Origin of the sequence: Leclercia sp. AS011, from assembly GCF_037152535.1 — a bacterium.
Taxonomy (GTDB): domain Bacteria; phylum Pseudomonadota; class Gammaproteobacteria; order Enterobacterales; family Enterobacteriaceae; genus Enterobacter.
In genome coordinates, this window is the sequence record NZ_JBBCMA010000002.1 from 21362 (window position 1) to 37645 (window position 16284).

The 16284-nt window shown below is 58.9% G+C and carries 17 protein-coding genes; 14 read left to right on the forward strand and 3 right to left on the reverse strand.

Annotated features, from left to right (window positions below; translation table 11 throughout):
• Positions 1-25: 25 nt before the first annotated feature.
• Positions 26-1594 carry a methyl-accepting chemotaxis protein gene (locus WFO70_RS12595; protein ID WP_337016677.1) on the forward strand — a complete coding sequence of 523 codons (1569 nt, stop codon included), beginning with the start codon at positions 26-28 and terminating at the stop codon, positions 1592-1594.
• On the opposite strand, the gene WFO70_RS12600 is transcribed toward WFO70_RS12595, so the two are convergent.
• Positions 1569-1925: a LysR family transcriptional regulator gene (locus WFO70_RS12600; protein ID WP_337016678.1), complete on the reverse strand. Its 357-nt coding sequence runs from the start codon at positions 1923-1925 to the stop codon at positions 1569-1571. The two genes, WFO70_RS12595 and WFO70_RS12600, sit on opposite strands and share 26 nt — an antisense overlap.
• A 159-nt stretch (positions 1926-2084) precedes the next feature.
• Positions 2085-3083 (reverse strand): class 1 fructose-bisphosphatase, encoded by a 999-nt coding sequence (gene fbp, locus WFO70_RS12605; RefSeq protein WP_032616238.1) that lies wholly within the window; start codon positions 3081-3083, stop codon positions 2085-2087.
• Between the two features lie 179 nt (positions 3084-3262).
• Between fbp and mpl the strand changes: the two genes are divergently transcribed.
• The gene (gene mpl, locus WFO70_RS12610; protein WP_337016679.1) at positions 3263-4636 is read left to right on the forward strand and encodes a UDP-N-acetylmuramate:L-alanyl-gamma-D-glutamyl-meso-diaminopimelate ligase; all 1374 of its coding nucleotides are present in this window, start codon (positions 3263-3265) and stop codon (positions 4634-4636) included.
• 99 nt (positions 4637-4735) lie between these two features.
• Here the strand turns inward: mpl and yjgA are convergent, their stop codons facing one another.
• Entirely contained in the window at positions 4736-5287 is a 552-nt protein-coding gene (gene yjgA / locus WFO70_RS12615; RefSeq protein WP_337016680.1) for a ribosome biogenesis factor YjgA, read from the reverse strand.
• Between the two features lie 95 nt (positions 5288-5382).
• Here yjgA and pmbA point away from each other — a divergent pair, with 95 nt between their 5' ends.
• The 12 genes from pmbA (at position 5383) to WFO70_RS12675 (ending at position 16275) form a co-directional block, all read left to right on the forward strand.
• Positions 5383-6735, forward strand: coding sequence for a metalloprotease PmbA (gene pmbA / locus WFO70_RS12620; RefSeq protein WP_337016681.1), 1353 nt, complete (start codon positions 5383-5385; stop codon positions 6733-6735).
• Between the two features lie 54 nt (positions 6736-6789).
• A complete protein-coding gene (gene cybC, locus WFO70_RS12625) occupies positions 6790-7173 on the forward strand; it encodes a cytochrome b562 (RefSeq protein ID WP_337016682.1) in 384 nt (127 codons plus the stop codon).
• Positions 7174-7692: 519 nt separating this feature from the next.
• Complete coding sequence (locus WFO70_RS12630) at positions 7693-8031, forward strand: glycine dehydrogenase (protein ID WP_106994092.1); 339 nt, start codon at positions 7693-7695, stop codon at positions 8029-8031.
• Between the two features lie 10 nt (positions 8032-8041).
• Positions 8042-8404, forward strand: coding sequence for an SFCGS family glycine-rich protein (locus WFO70_RS12635; protein ID WP_032616243.1), 363 nt, complete (start codon positions 8042-8044; stop codon positions 8402-8404).
• A 2-nt stretch (positions 8405-8406) separates the two neighbouring features.
• Positions 8407-8706, forward strand: coding sequence for a DUF4312 family protein (locus WFO70_RS12640; protein ID WP_325932155.1), 300 nt, complete (start codon positions 8407-8409; stop codon positions 8704-8706).
• Between the two features lie 23 nt (positions 8707-8729).
• Positions 8730-9506, forward strand: coding sequence for a DUF4311 domain-containing protein (locus tag WFO70_RS12645; RefSeq protein ID WP_337016683.1), 777 nt, complete (start codon positions 8730-8732; stop codon positions 9504-9506).
• A gap of 13 nt (positions 9507-9519) precedes the next feature.
• Positions 9520-10161: a DUF4310 family protein gene (locus tag WFO70_RS12650; protein ID WP_142488005.1), complete on the forward strand. Its 642-nt coding sequence runs from the start codon at positions 9520-9522 to the stop codon at positions 10159-10161.
• Positions 10162-10203: 42 nt separating this feature from the next.
• Positions 10204-11337: an amidohydrolase/deacetylase family metallohydrolase gene (locus WFO70_RS12655; RefSeq protein WP_337016684.1), complete on the forward strand. Its 1134-nt coding sequence runs from the start codon at positions 10204-10206 to the stop codon at positions 11335-11337.
• Complete coding sequence (locus tag WFO70_RS12660; protein WP_337016685.1) at positions 11321-12439, forward strand: DgaE family pyridoxal phosphate-dependent ammonia lyase; 1119 nt, start codon at positions 11321-11323, stop codon at positions 12437-12439. Before WFO70_RS12655 ends, WFO70_RS12660 begins: the two co-directional genes overlap by 17 nt.
• Entirely contained in the window at positions 12436-13176 is a 741-nt protein-coding gene (gene dagF / locus WFO70_RS12665; protein ID WP_337016686.1) for a 2-dehydro-3-deoxy-phosphogluconate aldolase, read from the forward strand. Before WFO70_RS12660 ends, dagF begins: the two co-directional genes overlap by 4 nt.
• A 32-nt stretch (positions 13177-13208) precedes the next feature.
• Positions 13209-14345 (forward strand): lactonase family protein, encoded by a 1137-nt coding sequence (locus WFO70_RS12670; RefSeq protein ID WP_337016687.1) that lies wholly within the window; start codon positions 13209-13211, stop codon positions 14343-14345.
• A 19-nt stretch (positions 14346-14364) separates the two neighbouring features.
• Entirely contained in the window at positions 14365-16275 is a 1911-nt protein-coding gene (locus WFO70_RS12675) for a BglG family transcription antiterminator (RefSeq protein WP_337016688.1), read from the forward strand.
• Positions 16276-16284: the final 9 nt, after the last annotated feature.

Here is a 16284-nt window from a genome sequence, read left to right on the forward strand (position 1 = left end):
TTATCTCGCTACCGGAAATTACATCATGCTGAAAACGCTATCGATTCGTACCGGCTTGCTTTCGTTACTGGCCGTCATGACCCTCCTGCTGCTGCTTGTCAGCGGTATCGGCATTTATGCCCTCACGCAAAGTTCCTCTTCCCTGCAGCGCATTAATCACCTTCAGGGTGAACAGCTGGTGCAGCTCAACTCGGGCTACACCCTGATCCTGCGCGCGCGTAATGAAGCGGGCCAGGCCGTGCGTATGATGGAGGTGGGCCTGCTGGATGATGCCGCGAAATCGGTGAAAAACATCAATGACGAAATCACCCAGGCACAAACCACGCTGAAACACGTGATCGATGGCGGGGTGAACGATCCCGAAGGCGAGGCGCTGCTGAAGAAGGTGGCGGCGAGCCTCGCGGCCTATAACGAGCAGGGGATCGTGCCGATGCAAAACGCCCTGATAGAGCAGAGCGCCGATGCCTATTACGATCTGCTGGAGAATCGCCTGGTGCCGGTGGCGCGTCAGTTTGATAACGACATGCAGGCCTTCCAGACCTGGAGCGACACCCGCGGCAAAGCCGAAGTGGCGGCGGTGCAGGCCAGTAAAGAGCGGGTGATGCTGCTGATTATCGTTGCCGCATTGCTGACCGCAGGCATCATTGTGCTGGCCTGGCTGGCGCTGCGTCATATGCTGCTCAAGCCCCTTTCGGCCTCCATCGCCCAGCTTGAGCACGTGGCCGCCGGGGATCTGACCCACGCCCTGACCGCACCGGCCAGCCAGGAGTTTAACCGCCTGAATGCCGCCATCGAGGAGATGCGTCAGTCGCTGATGGGCTCGGTGCTGCGCGTGCGCGATGCCAGCTCCCAGATCGATACCGGCAGCCGGGAGCTGACCGCCGGCAACATGCACCTGGCCCAGCGCACCGAGTCGACCGCGACCTCTCTGGAGCAGACCGCGGCCAGCATGGAAGAGCTTACCGCCACGGTAAAACAGAACGCCCATAACGCCGAGCAGGCGCACCAGGTGGCGAAGACCATGTCGGATACCGCTGACCGCGGCAGCGAAATGGTGTGCTACGTGATTGAGAAGATGCGCGACATCTCCGGCAGTTCTGACCGTATCGCCGATATTCTCAGCGTTATCGACGGGATTGCCTTCCAGACCAACATTCTGGCGCTGAACGCCTCGGTGGAAGCCGCCCGCGCGGGCGAGCAGGGACGTGGTTTTGCGGTGGTGGCCGGTGAGGTACGTATCCTCGCCAGCCGCAGCGCCGATGCGGCAAAAGAGATCCGCACCCTGATTAGCGATTCGCAGTCACACGTCAGCGAAGGCAGCGAGCTGGCCCAGCAGGCGGGGGAAACCATGGATGAGATCGCCACCGAGGTGATGCGCATGACCCGCCTGATGCGGGAGATTGCTAACGCATCGCACGAGCAGAGCCGGGGGATTGAGCAGGTGAATATTGCGGTCAATCAGATGGACGAAACCGCGCAACAAAACGCGGCGCTGGTCCAGCAGTCTTCCGCCGCGACGCGCTCGCTGGAGGAACAGTCACGGGAGCTGATCGAGGCGATGTCGTCGTTTAAACTGTCGATGCAACAGGCATAGTATTATCACAGTCCGGCGCCGCTCCCGGCGTCGGAATGCTCTCTCCTCGGGATGGGGCGCTGGCGATATGGTCATGGATCAAACCCAGCAGCTTTTCCATCTCGGCGGTCAAATGCAGCGCATAAGGCGTTGGCTCAAGAAACAGGCCCTTGCGGGTAAACAGCGGCTCATCAAAAAGCATCCCAAAGCGTTTCAGCGCCAGGCTCACGGCGGGTCTGGACATATCCAGACGTAAGGAGGCTTTGGCCATGCTCCCGCACCGGACGACTTCAATAAAGACCGGAATCAGATTGAGGTCGATTCCCGTGGATGAGCGAGAGAGGTTTTTCATATCGGCTGATTTCCATTGAACACTATTTGAACGCCGTAATGATGACGGATTGGTTCAGCGGGTTACAGCAGCATTTTTATATAGTGTTATACCGACAAAGGTATAAATAGCGGGAAAAATAAAAGGGGCCGAACGGCCCCTTTTGGTCAACATCAAAAATCAGGCATCCGGATATTCACGGATCAAGCGTTCAACGTCTTCCACCATATGGTCGTTGCCGACGAAGAACGAACGGCGCTGGTGCAGACTCTCAGGGATGATATCCATGATCCGCTCCTTGCCGTCGCTGGCTTTACCGCCCGCCTGCTCGGCGAGGAAGGCCATCGGGTTGCACTCGTACAGCAGGCGCAGCTTGCCTTCCGGGTGGCTGGCGGTGCTTGGGTAGAGGTAGATCCCACCTTTCAGCAGGTTGCGGTGGAAGTCCGCCACCAGGGAGCCGATATAACGCGAGGTATAAGGACGCTGGGTCGCTTTATCCTCTTCCTGGCAGAATTTGATGTATTTCTTCACGCCCGCCGGGAATTTAATGTAGTTCCCTTCGTTGATGGAGTAGGTGCTGCCTTTCTGCGGGTAGCGCATGCGCTCCTGGCACAGGCAGAACACGCCCAGCGACGGATCGTAGGTAAAGGCGTGCACGCCGCAGCCGGTGGTGTAGACCAGCATGGTGGAGGAGCCGTAAACCACATAGCCCGCTGCAACCTGCTTGTTGCCCGGCTGCAGGAAATCTTCTTCGGTTACCGGGGTGCCGACAGGGGTGACGCGACGGTAAATGGAGAAAATCGTGCCGACAGAGACGTTAACGTCGATGTTGGAGGAGCCATCCAGAGGATCCATCAGTACGACATACTTAGCGTGTTCACACCCTTCAAAGACCACGATTTCGTCTTCTTCTTCAGAGGCGATCCCCGCAACGATGTCGCGTGCGCGCAGTGCAGCTTTCAGTTTTTCGTTCGCGAACAGATCGAGTTTCTGTTGAACTTCGCCCTGCACGTTTTCAGCACCGCTGGCACCCAGGATATCGACCAGCCCGGCCTTGTTGATATCGCGATGGATGATCTTGGCGCCCAGCTTTATTGCCGACAACAAAGCAGTGAGTTCACCGGTAGCATGCGAGAACTCGTGCTGCTTTTCGACAATAAATTCACCTAACGTTTTCATAACACCTTCCCTGCATTGGATGTTGAGTAAAGTTGTTGATGCCCAACAATCTTAACAAACTTTCAAATCTTAGCGCAGAGGTGAATCGCGCCAGCTAACTACAGATTTTCCTGAAATGCGTTTCTCTGCTGCTGACATATGCGTAAAATGTGCGCCACATTGAAGAAGGATAGTGACGTATGCGCATTCATATATTGGGGATTTGTGGCACTTTCATGGGCGGCCTGGCTATGCTGGCGCGCGCTCTTGGCCATGAAGTGACAGGTTCGGACGCCAATGTGTATCCGCCCATGAGCACGCTGCTGGAAAACCAGGGCATCGATCTTATTCAGGGTTACGACGCCAGCCAGCTCGATCCGCAGCCGGATCTGGTGATTATCGGCAACGCCATGACCCGCGGTAATCCCTGCGTGGAAGCGGTGCTGGAAAGGAATATTCCCTACATGTCGGGCCCGCAGTGGCTGCACGACTTTGTGCTGCGCGACCGCTGGGTTGTCGCCGTTGCCGGTACCCACGGCAAAACCACCACCGCCGGTATGGCGACCTGGATCCTCGAGGCCTGCGGCTACCAGCCGGGCTTTGTGATCGGCGGCGTACCGGGCAATTTCGAGGTTTCTGCCCGCCTGGGCGACAGCCCGTTCTTTGTCATTGAAGCGGACGAATACGACTGCGCCTTCTTTGACAAGCGCTCTAAATTTGTTCATTACTGCCCGCGGACGCTGATCCTCAACAACCTTGAGTTCGATCATGCGGACATCTTTGACGACCTGAAAGCGATTCAGAAACAGTTCCACCACCTGGTGCGCATCGTGCCGGGCCAGGGACGCATCATCCTGCCGGAAAACGACGTCAACCTGAAGCAGACCATGGCGATGGGTTGCTGGAGCGAGCAGGAGCTGGTGGGCGAGCAGGGCCACTGGCAGGCGAAAAAGCTGACCAACGATGCCTCCCAGTGGGAAGTGCTGCTGGATGGCGAAAAGGTCGGGGAAGTGCACTGGGCGCTGGTGGGCGAACACAACATGCATAACGGCCTGATGGCGATTGCCGCGGCCCGTCATGTGGGCGTGCTGCCTGCCGATGCGGCAAATGCGCTGGGATCTTTCATCAACGCCCGTCGCCGTCTTGAACTGCGCGGTGAAGCGAACGGCGCGACGGTGTATGACGATTTTGCCCACCACCCGACGGCGATCCTCGCGACCCTGGCGGCGCTGCGCGGCAAAGTGGGCGGTACGGCACGCATTCTGGCCGTCCTGGAACCGCGCTCTAACACCATGAAGATGGGCATCTGCAAAGACGATCTCGCCCCGTCGTTAGGCCGTGCGGATGAAGTCTTCCTCCTGCAGCCGCAGCATATTCCGTGGCAGGTCGCGGAAGTGGCGGACGCCTGCATTCAACCGGCGCACTGGAGTGCCGACGTGGATACGCTGGCGGAGATGGTGGTGAAAACCGCGCAGCCGGGCGATCACATTCTGGTGATGAGCAACGGCGGGTTTGGTGGGATCCATCAGAAGCTGCTGGACGGTCTGGCGAAGAAAGCCGGTACCGTAGCGTAAAAAAAAGCCCGGTGGCGCTACGCTTACCGGGCCTACGATTTGCACGATTTTGTAGGCCGGATAAGGCGTTTACGCCGCCATCCGGCGCTTGTTACCGAACTATGCTTCGGCTTCCGCCAGTTCGCGCAGATACTGGAAGATCAGACGCGCAGATTTCGGCGGCTTATTCCCTTCTTTCTCTTTCTTCGCGTTACGGGCAAGCGTGCGCAGCTGCTGGCGGTCGGCATCCGGCCACAGGTTCAGCACCTCCGCCAGCGCGTCATCGCCATTCTCAATCAGACGATCGCGGATCTGCTCCAGCTTATGGAACAGGGCAACCTGCTGGTTGTGGCGGTTTTTCAGCTTATCGAGCGCCTGGCGAATCGGCTCGACGTCACGCTGGCGCAACATTTTACCAATCAACTGAAGCTGGCGGCGACGGCCCTCTTTCTTGATGCGCTGTGCCAGTTCGATGGCGGCACGCAGATCGGGATCGAGCGGGATTTTATCCAGCGCGTTTTTACCCAGCTCTACCATTTCCGCACCAAGCTGTTTTAACTCTTCGGCGTCGCGTTTAATTTCACTTTTACTGACCCAGATGATCTCATCATCTTCGTCTTCGATGTCATCACCGGGAACGTCGTCGAGCCAGTCTTCGGGCTGCTTAGTCATGTCAGGCTCCTTAAAAAAAGAGGCTAATCTTACCAGTTTAGGCGCGTACTGAGAAACGGTTCTCTGATAGACTTCAGCTAACTACACCTTACATTATGGCATTTACGATGAAAGTGATCTCACAAGTTGCAGCGCAGCGTAAAGCACTGGAAGAAGCTGTCTCCATGGCTCTGGAGCTGGCGTCAGCGAAATCCGACGGGGCAGAAGTCGCCGTCAGCAAGACCACCGGCCTGAGCGTCAGCACCCGCTATGGCGAAGTGGAAACCGTTGAATTTAATAGCGATGGCGCGTTAGGGATTACTGTTTATCACCAGAACCGTAAAGGCAGCGCCTCCTCTACTGACCTCAGCCCGGACGCCATTGCCCGTACCGTGCAGGCGGCGCTGGATATCGCCAGCTACACCTCTGCGGACCCTTACGCAGGCGTCGCAGACCGGGAATTACTGGCTTTTGAGGCCCCGGATCTGGATCTGTTCCACCCGGCAGAAGTGACCCCTGACGAGGCCATTGAGTTCGCGGCCCGCGCGGAACAGGCCTCCCTGAACGCCGATAAACGCATCACCAACACCGAAGGCGGCAGCTTTAACAGCCATTACGGCATCAAAGTCTTCGGTAACAGCCACGGCATGCTGCAGGGCTACAGCTCCACCCGTCACTCGCTCTCCAGCTGCGTTATCGCCGAAGAGAACGGCGACATGGAGCGCGATTACGCCTACACCATTGGCCGTGCGATGGACGATCTGCAGTCGCCGGAGTGGGTGGGGATGGAGTGCGCAAAACGCACATTGTCCCGCCTCGCTCCACGAAAACTGTCTACCATGAAAGCACCGGTGATCTTTGCCAATGAAGTGGCGACCGGGCTGTTCGGCCATCTGGTGGGGGCCATTGCCGGTGGCGCGGTATACCGCAAGTCGACTTTCCTGCTCGACGCGCTGGGCACGCAAATCCTGCCGGAATGGCTGACCATTGAAGAGCACCCGCACCTGCTGAAAGGGCTGGCGTCCACGCCGTTCGACAGCGAAGGCGTGCGTACGGAGCGTCGCGATATCATCAAAGACGGCATCCTGACCCAGTGGCTGCTGACCAGCTACTCCGCGCGCAAACTGGGGCTGCAAAGCACCGGTCATGCGGGCGGCATCCACAACTGGCGTATCCCGGGCCGCGGCCTGAGCTTTGAGCAGATGCTGAAAGAGATGGGTACCGGGCTGGTGGTCACCGAGTTAATGGGCCAGGGCGTCAGCGGCGTCACCGGCGACTACTCGCGCGGGGCGTCCGGCTTCTGGGTTGAAAACGGTGAGATTCAGTATCCGGTGAGCGAAATTACCATCGCCGGCAACTTAAAGGATATGTGGCGCAATATCGTGACCGTGGGCAACGATATCGAGACACGCAGCAATATCCAGTGCGGATCGGTGCTGTTGCCGGAGATGAAGATCGCCGGCCAGTAATACCCAGGCGCACTTCGGTGCGCTTTTTTTTGATAATAAAAAAGGAAGTGAGCAATGCGTAAAAACCTGTTAGCCATCCTCGCAGCCTCAACGCTGGTATTGAGTTCGTCGGTCTTTGCCGACCTGGAAGACAATATGGACATCCTCAGCGAAAACCTGAAGGTGGTGCAGAAAACGGACAATGCGGCAGAGATGAAAGGCGCCCTGACCAAAATGCGTGCTGCTGCGATAGATGCGCAAAAAGAGACCCCGCCGAAGCTGGAAGGTAAAGCGGAAGACAGCGCGGAGATAAAAGATTACCGTCACGGTCTGGAGACGCTGGTCGGGCAGATTGACGGCGCGCTGAAGCTGGCCAACGAAGGCAAAGTGAAAGAGGCCCAGGCGGCAGCCGATGGGTTTGTCACCACACGTAACACCTATCACAAAAAATACCGTTAATGGGTGCCTGAGCCGTACGTCCTTGATACACTCATGAAATGCAGGGGGATTGCACTCCCCCTGCATAAGCTCGACTCCTTGCCAGAGCTGCAGTTTTCATGGATGCCTCCTTGCTTCTTAAGCGGGTAAGGCAGCGAACTTCACGTGTCAGGACGTGTCGTTTCGGGCCCCATCCCTGATTTTTATTCAGGTGGGGCTTTCCACTTCCCGTCCCATGCATGAGATGGTCAGTCTCAAGCACCCACGGCCACTCTACCCAATCCGCATAAGAAAACCTTATCCAGCTCACATTTCTACGTGCCTGCTCGTAAACTTTTTCACTTCCACAACGCCGTTTTACCCGCTCAGCAGCGTGATATTCATCACGTAAATCCAGTGAAATATCATCATTCAGGCCAATTATGTGGCACAGATCACTGGCGCCGCTCTCCTTTCCACTTCGAAGTGGAAAACAACTCGCTACAAACCCGCAACAGCCAGGGTTAGTTTTATTCCAGAGCCAATAACGGGGTAAGACGAGTGATTAACGGAACGGTAATAAACGACACTGGAGACCAGGCGGCACAAACTGAACAGCTGGCCGACACCATGCTCAAGCAGACGTTCACGCTGCTTAGCCATCACCACATTATCCCCAATGCCGTTCAGGAGCAGATGCTGACCTCCCACGTTCGCGCCATGGCGCACCGGTCAGTGACCGGCGAGCCGCTGCCGGAGGTCGAGGCTGACCTGTTCGACGAAATTTCCCCTGAATCAATGCGGCTTGCCCGTGAAGTGGTCGCGCAGTTTGGCAACCTTCCTGATGAAGAAGCCTGGCTGCTCTCCGTTCACTTTGAAGTCGCGAAAGACAACCTTTAAGGAGCAACACATGGAACAGATTACAGTCGTGATTGGCGATCGCCTGGGCAAAGGTCAGAAAGTGGCTGCCGGTGTGGAAAAAGCCGGTGGACGCGCGGTGGTTGTGCCGGGCATGGCCGCCGATATGAAGCTCGGTGACGTAATGAAAGCGGAAAACGCCACCTTCGGCATCTCCTTCTGCGGCAGCGGCGGCGCGGGTGCTATCACCGCGCAAACCAAATATGGCTACAAAGCGAAATACGGCATGCGCTCCGTGGAAGAGGGCGTCACCGCCATCAACGAAGGCTGCAACGTGCTGGGCTTTGGCTTTATGGATAAAGAAGAGCTGGGCGAGCGTCTGGTACAGGCGTGGCAGAAGAAGCACGGCGCATAAGCATGAAAGAACAGTTCACCACCACGGTGAGAGTGAAGGGCAAAGGTGACGCCAAAGCGCGCGCCTTTGCCGACGCGCTGAACCAGGTTCAGGCCGCGGTGATGAAAGCATCGCCGCATATCTTACTGCGTATTGAGCCACAGGATGTGCAGGTTGTTCAGGCGCAAGAAGCGGTGCGTAAAGAGGCGTTTCTGTTCTTCTTTTTGCGCCGGGAAAGACGCACCTACAGCGTGGAGCTGGACGTGACCGTCAACGTGACTGCCATCAATCTCGACCGGGTGGACTTTGTTACGCAACGCTGATTCTTACTAAATAGGGCAGACGAATGTTCCTGATAATTTTAATAAAATCGCTCATCATCGGCGGCCTGGTTGGCGTCGGCGTGGGCGCCGGGGCTGCACGCATGTTTCATGCGCCTACCACACAGGGTATGGGCGCGTTTCGTACGTTGGGGGAGCTGAACTCCTGTGAGGGAGACCCGGCGTCTCACTTCTCCTTTGGGTTAGGCTTCTTCTTCAACGCCTGGGCCTCGTCGGTAGCAGCGGGTTCCTTCACTCAGGACGTTGACCACCGCATCATCCCGAACTGGGGTGCCGCGGCGCTGATGATCAAAAACCGCAACGTCGGCGAGACGCTGCACGATCCGCGCAAAATGGCTATTGCCTGCGGCGTGATCGGCATGATCGTCGTCACCTTCCTCAATCTTACCGCGTCGTCCGTTCCTGCTGCCCTTCAGGTCACCGCCGTGAAGGTGCTGGTGCCTGCCGCGAACCTGCTGGTGAACACCGTGATGCCGGTGATCTTCTGGCTGGCGGCCATCGACGCGGGTAAAAAATCGGGCTTCTGGGCCACCGTCTTTGGCGGCGCGGCACAGCTGATCATGGGCAACGCCGTACCGGGTCTGGTGCTGGGGATCCTGATCGGTAAAGGCGTAGAAGAGAGCGGCTGGAACCACGTCACCAAAGTGATGATGGTCGCCATCGTATTGCTGTTCGTGCTGAGCGGCTTCTTCCGCGGCTTCGACATGAAGATGATCGAATCCTTCCATCTGACCGTGCCGAACTGGCTCGACATGATCCACAACTCGCTCAGCGGCAAGTAACAGGAGCCTCTACATGGAACAGAATAAAGGTTTTTGGTATGCCGACTGGTCGTTCCCGATCTTCGTTGGCCTGCTCTCCTCCGGCGTGTTTGCCGGGACGCACATGTACTACCTCTACGGCATCGGTGCCTTTAACGAAGTGGCCTTCGTGGCGATGCTGAAAGCGGGCATCGACACCGGGGCCTACGGCGCAGTGGCGGCGTTCGGTGCCAGCTTCCTGTTCGCCCGTATTATTGAAGGTTCCCTGGTGGGGATCCTCGACATCGGCGGCGCGATCCAGACCGGCGTTGGCTTAGGCGTTCCGGCGCTGCTGCTGGGGGCGGGCATCATGTTCCCGGTGACCAACTTTATCGCCTCGCTGGCGACCGGCCTGATTATTGGCCTGGCGATCGGTTACATCATCATCCTGGCGCGTAAGTTCACCATCAACCAGAGCAACTCTACCTACGGGGCGGACGTGATGATGGGCGCGGGTAACGCCTCTGGCCGCTTCCTCGGGCCGTTGATTATCCTCAGCGCCATGACCGCGTCGATTCCTATCGGCATCGGTTCCCTGTTGGGCGCACTGCTGTTCTACATCTGGCAGAAGCCGATTACCGGCGGTGCGATCCTCGGCGCAATGCTGTTGGGCTGGCTGTTCCCGGTCGCCCTTTAATACCCGCGGGCGCTCCGGCGCCCGCCTTATCAGGAGAACCCCATGTTTGATTTACTCCTGCGCCGTGCGCGCCTTACCGACGATACCCTGACCGATATCGCCATCCAGGACGGGAAGATCGCGGCGCTGGGCGACATTGACGCTCCCGCCAGCAAAACGGTTGAGCTGAACGGCAACGTATTCGTCAGCGCAGGCTGGATTGACTCCCACGTCCACTGCTACCCGAACTCCCCGATCTACCACGACGAGCCGGACAGCGTCGGCATTGCCACCGGCGTTACCACCGTGGTGGACGCGGGCAGCACCGGGGCCGACGACGTGGACGATTTCTATGACATCACCCGCAAAGCCTCTACCGAGGTCTTTGCCCTGCTGAACATCTCCCGCGTGGGGCTGATTGCCCAGAACGAGCTGGCCAATATGGCGAATATTGATGCCGATGCTGTGAAACAGGCGGTGAAGCGCCACCCCGATTTTATCGTCGGCCTGAAGGCACGCATGAGCAGCAGCGTGGTGGGCGAAAACGGCATTACGCCGCTGGAGCGCGCGAAAGCCATCCAGAAAGAGAACGGCGACCTGCCGCTGATGGTGCACATCGGCAACAACCCGCCGAACCTCGACGAAATTGCCGAGCTGCTGAGCTCCGGCGACATCATCACCCACTGCTACAACGGCAAACCCAACCGCATTCTGACGCCCTCCGGCGAGCTGCGCGCCTCCATTACCTCTGCGCTGAAGCGCGGCGTGCGCCTGGACGTCGGCCATGGCACGGCGAGCTTCAGCTTTGAGGTGGCGAAACGGGCCATCGCGATGGGCATTCTGCCGCACACCATCAGCTCGGATATCTACTGCCGCAACCGCATTAACGGCCCGGTCGGCTCGCTGGCGAGCGTGATGTCGAAGTTTCTTGCCATCGGCATGTCGTTGCCGCAGGTGATTGAGTGCGTCACCGCCAACGCCGCCGACGGCCTGCGCCTGACCCGCAAAGGCCGCATTCAGCCGGGCCTCGACGCCGACCTGACGCTGTTCACGGTTAAACGCCAGCCGACGGTGCTGACGGATGCTGAAAACGACAGCCTGCAGGCTGAACACATTCTGGTGCCGCTTGCCGCGATCCGCGCGGGCAAGGGCTACATGACCGAACAAGGGAGCACGGAACATGCCTTCAATTTTTGAAAAATACAATTTAAAACAGGTGATTAACACCTCCGGCCGCATGACCGCGCTCGGCGTCTCCACCCCGCGCCCGGAAGTGGTGCAGGCGGCGATGGACGGCATGAACCAGTACTTCGAGATGAAGAATCTGGTCAACAAAACCGGTGAATACATCGCGAAGCTGCTGGATGTGGAAGGGGCGACCGTCGTCTCATGCGCCTCGGCAGGTATCGCCCAGTCCGTGGCGGCGGTGCTGGTGAAAGACAGCGACTGGCTGCTGGAAAACCTGCACGTCACCCCGATTGAGAACAACGAGATCGTCCTGCCGAAAGGCCACAACGTGAACTTTGGCGCCCCGGTGGGCACCATGGTGGCGCTGGGCGGCGGCAAGCTGGTGGAAGCGGGCTACGCCAACGAATGTTCTGCCGATCAGCTGGCGGCGGCGATCACTCCGCGTACCGCGGCGATCATGTACATCAAATCTCACCACTGCGTGCAGAAAAGCATGCTCAGCGTTGAGCAGGCGGCGGTGGTGGCGCGTAAACACGATCTGCCGCTGATCGTCGATGCGGCAGCGGAAGAAGATCTCCATACCTACTACCGATCCGGCGCCGATCTGGTGATCTACAGCGGCGCGAAGGCGATCGAAGGGCCCACCAGCGGGCTGGTGATCGGCAAGACCCAGTACGTTGAGTGGGTGAAGCGCCAGACGGCGGGCATTGGCCGGGCGATGAAGGTGGGTAAAGAGGGCATCCTTGGCCTGACCTGCGCCATCGAACACTACCTGACAGCGACCAAAGAGAGTGGGGCGGAAATGGTGGCGAAGATGACGCCGTTTATCGACGCGCTCAACACCCTCAATGGCGTGACGGCACGCGTGGTCTGGGACAGCGCGGGTCGCGATATCGCCCGTACCGAAATTAAGTTTGACGAAGCCACCACCGGCGTCGGCACCGGCGATCTGGTGCATGCCCTGAAACAGGGCGAATACGCCATTTACTTCCGCGGTTACAAAGCCAACGAAGGGATCATCGAAGCGGACGTGCGCAGCGTCAGTGCAGACCAACTGAATATCGTCTACCGCCGTATTAGCGAAGTATTAGGCCAGGAGAAAAAAGCATGAAACTGACCCCCAATTTTTACCGTGACCGCGTCTGCCTGAACGTGCTGGCAGGCTCGAAAGCCAACGCCAGCGCCATTTACGAGGCGGCGGAAGGTCATGTGCTGGTGGGTGTGCTCTCCAAAAATTACCCGGACGTGGACAGCGCCGTCGCCGATATGCGTGAATATGCCGCCCTGATTGATAACGCGCTCTCCGTAGGGCTGGGGGCGGGCGATCCGAACCAGTCGGCGATGGTGAGCGAAATCTCCCGTCAGGTGCAGCCGCAGCACGTCAACCAGGTCTTTACCGGCGTCGCCACCAGCCGCGCGCTGCTCGGGCAGAACGACTCCGTGGTCAACGGTCTGGTCTCCCCGACCGGCACCGTCGGGATGGTGAAAATCTCCACCGGCCCGCTGAGCAGCAACGCGCCGGACGGCATCGTGCCGGTTGAAACTGCGATTGCCCTGCTGAAAGATTTCGGCGGCAGCTCCATCAAATACTTCCCGATGGGCGGCCTCAAGTGCCGTGACGAGTATAAAGCGGTGGCGGAAGCCTGCGCCCGTCACGACTTCTGGCTGGAGCCGACCGGGGGAATCGATCTGGAAAATTATGAAGAGATCCTGCAGATCGCCCTCGACGCGGGCGTAAGCAAGATCATCCCGCACATCTACAGCTCGATTATCGACAAAGCCAGCGGCGATACGCGCCCGGAAGACGTGCGTACCCTGCTGGCGATGACGAAGAAGCTGGTGAAGTAAAACCTACAACGCACACACCCGAAGGAGCCACCATGCACACCCGTAACCTGCTTGTCGCTTCACTCTCTTTACTTGCTACCGCCGCTGTCGCCCAGACCCAGTACGCCTGGGTGGGCACCTACAACCCCAACGGCGAGGGGCTGTACCGCTTTACCGTTGATCCGCAATCCGGCGCGCTCGCCAAAAAAACGCTGGTGAGCAAACTGCCGAATGCCGCGCAGCTAACTGTGTCGCAGGACGGCAAAACGCTCTACCTGGCAAGCGAAGTGGAGCAGGGCGTGGTGCAGGCGCTGCGGGTGGGCGATAACGGCGAGCTGAGCGAGCTCAATCAGGTGGCGTCCGGCGGCGCAGGGCCGGTATATCTCTCCCTGACGCCGAACGGCCAGCACCTGCTGGTGGCGAACTACGTCAGCGGATCGATTGCCGTTCTGCCGATCAAGGCCGACGGCAGCCTGGGTGACGCCACGGACAAGCATCAGGATCAGGGTGAGCCGGGCGCAGCAAAACCGGAAGCCGCAGTTGAGGGCAGCTTTGCCATCAGCGATCACAACGGCCCCCACGCGCACATGATCGCCGCCGATCCGAGCGGCAAGTACGTGTTTTCCACCGATCTGGGGCTGGATCGCATCTACCAGTACCGCTTTGACGATCGAAGCGGCAAGCTGACCCCGAACGATCCGCCGTTTATCAGCGCCTCCTCGAAAGGGGCAGGGCCGCGCCACTTCGTCTTTACGCCAAAAGGGGATGCCCTGTGGCTGATTAACGAAGAGGCGTCTACGCTGACCCATTATGTCGTGGAGGCCAGCGGCACCCTGAAAGAGGGCAAAACGGTCTCTGCGCTGCCAGACGGTTACAAAGGCACCAGTTTTGCCGCCGGGTTGGCGTTAAGCGCCGATGGTAAACAGCTGTATGTGGCTAACCGTTTGCATAACAGCATCGGGCACTTTACCGTAACGGCGGAGGGCACGCTGACGCATCAGGACGATATCTGGACGCGCGGCGATTATCCACGCACCCTGACGCTGGATAAACAGGGGCGCTGGCTGTACGTCATGAACCAGCGCAGCGACAACATCACCCGTTTCCGCGTAGCGCAGGACGGCAAGCTGAGCTTCGAGCCCGACTATACTCCGGTCGGCAGCCCATCCCAGATGGTCATTTCACCCTAAGCTGTAAGAGGACAACCCCGTGCGATTTCCCAACCAACGTTTAGCGCAACTGTTTGAGATGTTGCAAAACGAAACGCTGCCGCAGGACGAACTGGCGCAACGGTTGTCGGTATCCACACGCACCGTCCGGGCGGACATTACCGCGCTCAATGCGCTGCTGGCGGGCAACGGGGCGCAGTTTATCCTCAGCCGCGGGAACGGCTATCAATTGAAAATTGACGATCAGGCCCGCTACCAGCAGCTGCAGGATTCTCATCCGCGGACGCTGCGGATCCCGCGCACGGGCCCGGAGCGGGTGCACTACCTGGTGGTGCGCTTTCTCACCTCGGCGTTCTCCCTCAAGCTGGAAGATCTGGCCGACGAGTGGTTCGTCAGCCGCGCCACGCTGCAGAGCGACATGGCGGAGGTGCGCGAGTGGTTTCACCGCTATCGCCTGACTCTGGAGACCCGACCACGCCACGGCATGAAGCTGTTTGGCAGCGAGATGGCGATCCGCGCCTGCCTGACCGATCTGCTGTGGCAGCTGGCGCAGCAGGACAACCTCAATCCGCTGGTCACGGAAGTGGCGCTCAACGCGGGCGTGCCGGAACAGCTCGCCGCCGTGCTGCATGAGACCTTTACCCGTCATCACATTCGCCTGACCGATGAGGGCGAGCTGTTTTTGCGCCTCTATGGCGCGGTGACGGTGCGACGCATCAGCGAAGGCTATCCGCTGCCGGAATTTAACGCCGAAGAGGTGGCTGAGAACGTGCGCGATGCCGCACGGGATATCGCCAGCGCCATCGCCCGGCTGGCGGATAAGACCCTTTCTCCCGCGGAAGAGACCTGGCTGGGGGTGCATATCGCCGCGCGCCAGGTGCAGGAGATCTCCCCCAGCGCCATCAACGCCGACGATGAAGAGGCGCTGGTGAACTACATCCTGCGCTATATCAACACCCACTTTAACTACAACCTGCTCGACGACACCCAGCTGCACGCGGATCTGCTGACCCACATAAAGACCATGATCACCCGGGTGCGCTATCAGATCATGATCCCCAATCCGCTGCTGGATAACATCAAGCAGCACTACCCGATGGCGTGGGATATGACGCTGGCGGCGGTGTCGAGCTGGGGCAAATATACGCCCTATGCCATCAGCGAAAACGAGATTGGTTTCCTGGTGCTGCACATCGGCGTCGGGCTGGAGCGCCACTACAACATTGGCTACCAGCGCCAGCCGCGGGTGCTGCTGGTCTGCGACGCGGGCAACGCCATGGTGCGGATGATCGAGGCGGTACTGCAGCGCAAGTATCCGCAAATCGAGGTGACGCGCACCCTGACGCTGCGCGAGTACGAGCAGTGCGAAAGCATCAGCGAAGATTTCGTGATTTCCACCGCGCGGATCGCGGAAAAAGCCAAGCCGGTGGTGATGATCGCCCCGTTCCCCACCGACTATCAACTGGAGCAGATCGGCAAGCTGGTGCTGGTGGACAGAACCCGCCCGTGGATGCTGGAGAAGTTCTTCGACGCCAGCCATTTTCGCGTTATCGATCGTCCCATCGACCAGCAGACGCTGTTCCGCGAGCTGTGCGGCCAGCTACAGGAGGAGGGGTTTGTTGACGCGGAGTTTCTCGACTCGGTGGTGGAGCGTGAAGCCATCGTCAGCACCCTGCTCGGCGACGGTATCGCCCTGCCGCACTCCCTCGGCTTGCTGGCGCAAAAAACCGTGGTCTACACCGTGCTGGCCCCGCAGGGTATTCCGTGGGGCGACGACACCGCGCACGTCATCTTCCTGCTGGCGATCAGTAAAAGCGAATATGAGGAGGCGATGGCGATCTACGATATCTTCGTCACCTTCCTGCGCGAACGGGCGATGACCCGGCTGTGCGGCTGCCAGGACTTCGACGAGTTTAAAACCGTGGCGATGGAGTGTTTGAGCAGGTTTTGAGAGGTGCTA

What these genes read in the sequence shown, in the direction of transcription:
- WFO70_RS12595 (WP_337016677.1), top strand. Translation starts at nt 26, where the DNA reads ATGCTGAAAACGCTATCGATTCGTACCGGCTTGCTTTCGTTACTGGCC.
- pmbA (WP_337016681.1), top strand. Translation starts at nt 5,383, where the DNA reads ATGGCATTTACGATGAAAGTGATCTCACAAGTTGCAGCGCAGCGTAAA.
- WFO70_RS12635 (WP_032616243.1), top strand. Translation starts at nt 8,042, where the DNA reads ATGGAACAGATTACAGTCGTGATTGGCGATCGCCTGGGCAAAGGTCAG.
- dagF (WP_337016686.1), top strand. Translation starts at nt 12,436, where the DNA reads ATGAAACTGACCCCCAATTTTTACCGTGACCGCGTCTGCCTGAACGTG.
- WFO70_RS12600 (WP_337016678.1), bottom strand. Translation starts at nt 1,925, where the DNA reads ATGAAAAACCTCTCTCGCTCATCCACGGGAATCGACCTCAATCTGATT.
- mpl (WP_337016679.1), top strand. Translation starts at nt 3,263, where the DNA reads ATGCGCATTCATATATTGGGGATTTGTGGCACTTTCATGGGCGGCCTG.
- cybC (WP_337016682.1), top strand. Translation starts at nt 6,790, where the DNA reads ATGCGTAAAAACCTGTTAGCCATCCTCGCAGCCTCAACGCTGGTATTG.
- WFO70_RS12670 (WP_337016687.1), top strand. Translation starts at nt 13,209, where the DNA reads ATGCACACCCGTAACCTGCTTGTCGCTTCACTCTCTTTACTTGCTACC.
- WFO70_RS12645 (WP_337016683.1), top strand. Translation starts at nt 8,730, where the DNA reads ATGTTCCTGATAATTTTAATAAAATCGCTCATCATCGGCGGCCTGGTT.
- WFO70_RS12660 (WP_337016685.1), top strand. Translation starts at nt 11,321, where the DNA reads ATGCCTTCAATTTTTGAAAAATACAATTTAAAACAGGTGATTAACACC.
- yjgA (WP_337016680.1), bottom strand. Translation starts at nt 5,287, where the DNA reads ATGACTAAGCAGCCCGAAGACTGGCTCGACGACGTTCCCGGTGATGAC.
- WFO70_RS12650 (WP_142488005.1), top strand. Translation starts at nt 9,520, where the DNA reads ATGGAACAGAATAAAGGTTTTTGGTATGCCGACTGGTCGTTCCCGATC.
- fbp (WP_032616238.1), bottom strand. Translation starts at nt 3,083, where the DNA reads ATGAAAACGTTAGGTGAATTTATTGTCGAAAAGCAGCACGAGTTCTCG.
- WFO70_RS12640 (WP_325932155.1), top strand. Translation starts at nt 8,407, where the DNA reads ATGAAAGAACAGTTCACCACCACGGTGAGAGTGAAGGGCAAAGGTGAC.
- WFO70_RS12655 (WP_337016684.1), top strand. Translation starts at nt 10,204, where the DNA reads ATGTTTGATTTACTCCTGCGCCGTGCGCGCCTTACCGACGATACCCTG.